This is a genomic window from Pseudomonas meliae (assembly GCF_001400515.1).
Taxonomy (GTDB): domain Bacteria; phylum Pseudomonadota; class Gammaproteobacteria; order Pseudomonadales; family Pseudomonadaceae; genus Aquipseudomonas; species Aquipseudomonas amygdali.
Map to the genome: position 1 here is coordinate 1 of NZ_LJQT01000105.1, position 2,630 is coordinate 2,630.

Annotated in this window: 1 protein-coding gene and 1 pseudogene; both read left to right on the forward strand. The window is 58.4% G+C overall.

Features of this window, described 5'->3' with window-relative positions; all coding sequences use genetic code 11:
- The first annotated feature begins 55 nt into the window (after positions 1-55).
- Complete coding sequence (locus ALO64_RS04735) at positions 56-1,633, forward strand: sugar ABC transporter ATP-binding protein (RefSeq protein WP_044345819.1); 1,578 nt, start codon at positions 56-58, stop codon at positions 1,631-1,633.
- 44 nt (positions 1,634-1,677) lie between these two features.
- Positions 1,678-2,612 (forward strand): annotated as a pseudogene (locus ALO64_RS04740) (ABC transporter permease); the annotation flags it as partial.
- Positions 2,613-2,630 lie beyond the last annotated feature (18 nt).

Here is a 2,630-nt window from a genome sequence, read left to right on the forward strand (position 1 = left end):
ATTTCGGCTATGATAACCGATTTCAAAATCCCACAATTTGCAGCCGCAGGCTGCCCTGTTCGGTTCAGCTACTGCCAACCCGCCCGCACAACGCGATCTGCCGTCCAGTGACAGCGATAGCCCGACGCCGGATGCCCAGCCGCCTTATCTGCTTGAAATCAGCCATATCAGCAAGGGCTTCCCCGGTGTCATCGCGCTCAACGACGTCCAACTGCGTGTGCGCCCTGGCAGCGTGCTGGCGCTGATGGGCGAGAACGGTGCCGGAAAGTCAACGCTGATGAAAATCATCGCTGGCATCTACCAGCCGGACTCGGGCGAAATCCGTTTGCGTGGCAAGCCGATTCGCTTCGAGACGCCACTTTCGGCCCTGCAGGCCGGCATTGCGATGATCCATCAGGAGCTGAACCTGATGCCGTTCATGAGCATCGCCGAGAACATCTGGATCGGTCGCGAACAGCTCAACGGTCTGCACATGGTCGATCACCGGGAAATGCACCGCTGCACTGCCGAACTGCTGGAGCGCCTGCGCATCAGGCTCGATCCCGAAGACCTGGTGGGCAACCTGAGTATCGCCGAGCGGCAGATGGTCGAGATCGCCAAAGCTGTGTCATATAACTCGGACGTGCTGATCATGGATGAGCCGACTTCGGCCATCACCGAAACCGAAGTCGCTCACCTGTTTTCGATCATCAACGACCTCCGCGCTCAGGGTAAAGGCATCATCTACATCACCCACAAGATGAACGAAGTCTTCGAGATTGCCGACGAAGTAGCGGTTTTTCGCGACGGCGCCTATATCGGCCTGCAGCGCGCCGAAAGTATGGACGGCGACAGCCTGATCACCATGATGGTGGGGCGTGAGTTGATCCAACTGTTTCCCGAGCGGGAAAAGCCGCCAGGCGAAGTGCTGCTTTCAGTCAGCAACCTGTGCCTGAACGGCATTTTCAAGGACGTGAGTTTCGATTTGCGTGCCGGAGAGATTCTAGGCATTGCCGGATTGATGGGGTCGGGCCGGACCAATGTGGCCGAGACCCTGTTCGGCATAACCCCCAGCGACAGCGGCGAGGTACGCTTTGATGGCACTACGGTACACATTGCCGATCCGCATCAGGCCATTGATCTGGGTTTTGCGCTGTTGACGGAAGACCGCAAGTTGACTGGGCTGTTTCCATGCCTGTCGGTGATGGAAAACATGGAAATGGCCGTGCTCGCCAACTATGCCGGCAACGGTTTCGTGCAACAGAAGGCACTGCGTGCGCTGTGCGAGGACATGTGCAAAAAACTTCGGGTCAAGACCCCGTCACTGGAGCAGTGCATCGACACCTTGTCGGGCGGTAACCAGCAGAAGGCGTTGCTGGCACGCTGGCTGATGACCAATCCCCGGGTACTGATTCTGGATGAGCCCACCCGCGGCATCGACGTAGGGGCCAAGGCGGAAATCTATCGCCTGATCTCCCTGCTGGCCAGTGAAGGCATGGCCGTCATCATGATCTCTTCAGAGCTGCCGGAAGTCCTCGGTATGAGCGACCGTGTGATGGTCATGCACGAAGGCGAAATGATGGGAATCCTCGATCGAGGCGAAGCGACCCAGGAAAAAGTCATGCATCTGGCCTCCGGCCACAAGGTTCATTGAGTTCGCACTACAGGGCTCGGTAGAAGAACAAAAGGGGAACGAACATGAGCAACGCGATTTCGCAAAACAAACCAGCCTTGGCACCGACCAGGAACAAACGGCGGCTGCCAACCGAGCTGAGTATTTTTCTGGTGCTGATCGGTATCGGTCTGATCTTTGAGCTGTTTGGCTGGATCGTCCGTGATCAGAGCTTTCTGCTCAACTCCCAGCGTCTGGTACTGATGATCCTTCAGGTGTCGATCATCGGCTTGCTGGCCATCGGCGTGACTCAGGTGATCATTACCACAGGCATCGACCTGTCGTCCGGTTCGGTGCTGGCACTGTCAGCGATGATTGCCGCGAGCCTGGCGCAAACCTCGGACTTCTCCCGGGCGGTATTTCCTTCCTTGACCGACCTGCCCGTGTGGATTCCGATCGTGGTCGGGCTCGGAGTCGGGCTGCTGGCGGGTGCCATCAACGGCAGCATCATTGCCATAACCGGTATTCATTCATTGCCACGCTGGGCATGATGGTCTCCGCGCGTGGCCTGGCGCGCTTCTACACCGAAGGTCAGCCGGTGAGCATGCTCTCTGACTCCTACACGGCTATCGGACAGGGCGCGATGCCGGTGATCATCTTTCTGGTGGTGGCGGTGATCTTCCACATTGCCCTGCGTTATACCAAGTACGGCAAATACACCTACGCCATCGGCGGCAACATGCAGGCTGCGCGTACTTCCGGGATCAACGTCAAGCGCCACCTGGTTATCGTCTATAGCATCGCCGGGCTGCTGGCCGGGCTGGCCGGGGTGGTTGCCTCGGCACGTGCCGCAACCGGGCAGGCCGGAATGGGCATGTCCTATGAACTGGACGCTATCGCTGCCGCAGTCATCGGCGGCACCAGCCTGTCCGGTGGAGTAGGGCGAATCACCGGCACTGTGATCGGTGCGCTGATTCTCGGCGTAATGGCCAGTGGTTTCACCTTTGTCGGCGTAGACGCTTAGGATTCTCCGATCAAG